Source organism: Robinsoniella sp. (genome assembly GCF_034124845.1).
In genome coordinates, this window is record NZ_JAWYAJ010000130.1 from 1 (window position 1) to 3433 (window position 3433).

At 45.5% G+C, this 3433-nt stretch carries 3 protein-coding genes; 2 read left to right on the forward strand and 1 reads right to left on the reverse strand.

Annotated features, from left to right (window positions below; translation table 11 throughout):
- Positions 1-64: 64 nt before the first annotated feature.
- Together ACH2DQ_RS06265 and ACH2DQ_RS06270 are read left to right on the forward strand one after the other, a co-directional pair.
- A complete protein-coding gene (locus tag ACH2DQ_RS06265; protein WP_394915199.1) occupies positions 65-2083 on the forward strand; it encodes a beta-galactosidase in 2019 nt (672 codons plus the stop codon).
- A gap of 35 nt (positions 2084-2118) precedes the next feature.
- The gene (locus ACH2DQ_RS06270) at positions 2119-2775 is read left to right on the forward strand and encodes an SGNH/GDSL hydrolase family protein (protein WP_394915200.1); all 657 of its coding nucleotides are present in this window, start codon (positions 2119-2121) and stop codon (positions 2773-2775) included.
- A 61-nt stretch (positions 2776-2836) separates the two neighbouring features.
- Here the strand turns inward: ACH2DQ_RS06270 and ACH2DQ_RS06275 are convergent.
- A partial coding sequence (locus ACH2DQ_RS06275) for a helix-turn-helix transcriptional regulator (RefSeq protein ID WP_395026005.1) occupies positions 2837-3433 on the reverse strand: 597 nt, incomplete at its 5' end.

Consider the following 3433-nt stretch of genomic DNA (forward strand, 5'->3'; position numbering starts at 1 on the left):
AGCGTTCCATACTTTCTATTGAAGCAGTACCGCAGACCCGTCAGCGGTATGCAGGGGGATAAATATGACGTATAGTGATAAAGCAAAAAAAATATTGTACGGCGGTGACTATAATCCGGAGCAGTGGGAAGAAAATGTCTGGGAAGAAGATATGCGGCTGTTTGCCCTTGCCGGGATTGATATTGTCACATTGAATGTATTTAACTGGGCGGCTCTTCAGAAGGATGAAGAAAGCTATTCCTTTGACAGGCTGGATAAAATCATGGATCTGGTAAAGAAAAACGGACTGAAGGTGTGTCTGGCTACGTCTACGGGTGCCCATCCCGCATGGATGGCAAAACGGTATCCCGACATATTACGCACAGAAGCAGACGGTAAGAAACGAAAGTTTGGGGGCAGGCATAATTCCTGCCCCAATAGCCCCACATATCGGAAATATTCGGTACGTCTGGCAAGGGAACTGGCTAAAAGGTATCAGAATTATGAGAATATTGTGGCATGGCATATATCCAATGAATACGGAGGGGAGTGCTATTGCGGACAGTGTGAGGAGGCATTCCGGGAATGGCTGAAAGGCAGGTATCATACTCTGGATGCCTTAAACCGGTCATGGAATACGGCATTCTGGGGGCACACCTTTTACGACTGGGATGAAATTGTACTGCCTAATTTATTGAGCGAACATTTTGGAGATGAGCGGACTATGTTCCAGGGGATTTCCCTGGATTACCGCAGATTCAATTCCGAAAGCATGCAGCACTGCTTTGAAGCAGAGTATCGGGCAGTAAAAGAGTTTACGCCGGATTTACCGGTTACGACTAACCTCATGGGATTTTATAAAAATCTGGATTACCGGAAATGGTCTGAAAGCATGGATTTCATTTCCTGGGACAGCTATCCATCCAATCAGGATTCCAGGGCACAGATGGCGCTGTCCCACGATTTAATGAGGGGATTAAAGGGCGGGAATCCTTTTGTACTAATGGAGCAGACCCCCAGCGTCACAAACTGGCAGGCATATAACGCTCTGAAAAGGCCGGGGGTTATGCGCCTTTGGAGCTACCAGGCGATTGCACACGGAGCAGATGCCGTCATGTTCTTCCAGATGAGAAGAAGTATCGGAGCCTGCGAAAAATTCCATGGAGCGGTGATTGACCATGCAGGACATGAGAATACCCGTGTGTTCCGGGAAACGGCGGCACTTGGGAAAGAGCTGGAGAAGCTTGGAGGTGAACTGCTGGGCGGAAGGACACCGGCTGAAACGGCAATACTCTTTGACTGGGAAAATTGGTGGGCAGTAGAATATTCAGCCGGACCCAGCTGTGAACTGAAATATTATGATGAGGTACGAAGCTATTACGAAGCGCTGCATGAAATGAATATTGCAACCGATATTGTAGGAACCAAAGAAGATCTGAGCCATTATAAAGTGGTGATAGTGCCGCTGCTTTATATGACCAAACCCGGTGTAGATGAAAAACTGCGCAGCTTTACCCAAAATGGAGGAATCTTGATTGTAACCTACTTTAGCGGGATTGTAGATGAACATGATCTGGTCATTACAGGCGGCTATCCCGGCAGGCTTAGAGATATTCTTGGCATTTGGGTGGAAGAAACCGATGCCCTTTCCTTTGGGGCGGAAAACAGATTTTCCTATGGCAGGGGGCAGTATCCCGCGAAAATACTATGTGATATTATCCATACAGAAGGTGCTGAAGTCCTTGGCGTATATGAAACAGACTTTTATAAGGGCACTCCCGTTATAACCAGGAATTCTTTCGGGCAGGGACAGGCATATTATGTAGGAACCAGGTCAGACGGCGGTTTCTATGCCGGATTTTTAGGGGAAATACTGCAGCAGGCTGAAATACATCCTGTGATGGAGACACCAGAAGAAGTAGAAGCGGCAGAACGCCGGAATGGAAACGGGGCTTATATCTTCTTAATGAACCACGCTGACCAGGAAAAGAAGGTAACCGCTGCGGAAAAATTTGTGGAATTACTCTCCGGAGAGGTTTATAATGTAGGAGAAATGATCATGCTGCCGGGCAAAGATGTTAAGATCTTAAAAAGGCAGGAATGACTTTTCAAACAGGATCTGGTAAAACAGGAGGATGAATGAAGATGAGACTGGAAAAAAGAAGCAGATTAGTCATGATTGGAGATTCCATAACAGACTGCGGAAGGGACTATAATGCCACGCCGGCAGGATGGGGATCTTTCGGTGACGGGTATGTCAATCTTGTAAATGCATGTCTGACGGGACTTGCACCGTCTTACGGCATTATGGTTGCAAATAAAGGAGTCAACGGCAATACGATCCGGGATCTTAAGAAACGCTGGCAAAAAGATGTTCTGGATCTAAAGCCGGATTATGTGTCGGTCATGATTGGGATAAACGATGTGTGGAGGCATTTTGACGGAGTCCTGCAGCAGACAGAACAGGTCGGTACGGAGGAGTACAGAAGGATCTATGATGAACTGATTACAGAAACAAAGCCAAAAGTAAAAGATATTTTTATTATGAGTCCTTTTATGATTGAACCCAACAGACAGGATCCAATGCGCAGGATGGTTGATGAATATGCTGATATTGCCAGGGAAACGGCTGCCCGCCACGGATTGTTATATGTGGATGTGCAGAAGAAAATAGATGCGTTTTTGGAAGAACTCTCCCCATACATCATCTGCAGCGACCGTGTGCATCCCAATGTACAGGGACATATGATTGTGGCAAAAGCATTTTTGGACGGGCTGGGATTTTCCTGGGAATAAGATAAAGGGGTGTCTGATAATTGCCACAAACCTGGTTTTCCCAGCATGGTGTAGATCCCTCTCACCCCAAATTACTGCTTTCCTTCCGAAACTCGGCGGGACTTATGCCAACATATTTTTTGAACTTTTTATGGAAGTAGTCAACGTTTTTGTAGCCTACCTGCTCCGCTATTTCATATACTTTCAGGGTATTTTCCTGCAGCAGCTTTTTGGAGCAGTCGATGCGGACGTGGTCGATATAGGAGTTGAAGCTTTCGCCGACTTTTTTATTGAAGATTTTTCCCAGATAGGAGGAATTGTACCCAAAGAGAGGGGCAATGGATTCCAGCTTCAGGTTCTCACGGTAGTTGTGTTTGATGTAGTGCAGGATGTCATCCAGGACACTTTCACTGGAAGAGCTGCCTACAGCGTTCATGCACATTTCAAATTGTTCTGAGAAAAATTGTATGATCTCATAGCAGTAATATTTATTTTCAAGAAGCTCAATAATAGCGGCATTTGTGGGAAACGGTATTTCAATGCTTATATATGTATGGGTCAGGATGGATTTAATCTGGATGTAGATATCCGCCAGAAAATGTTTGATACTGGTCACATCGTCTGTAGCGTAGTACAGATTCTGTTCCAGTTCATTTAAAGTATCTGCAATCAGTACCCG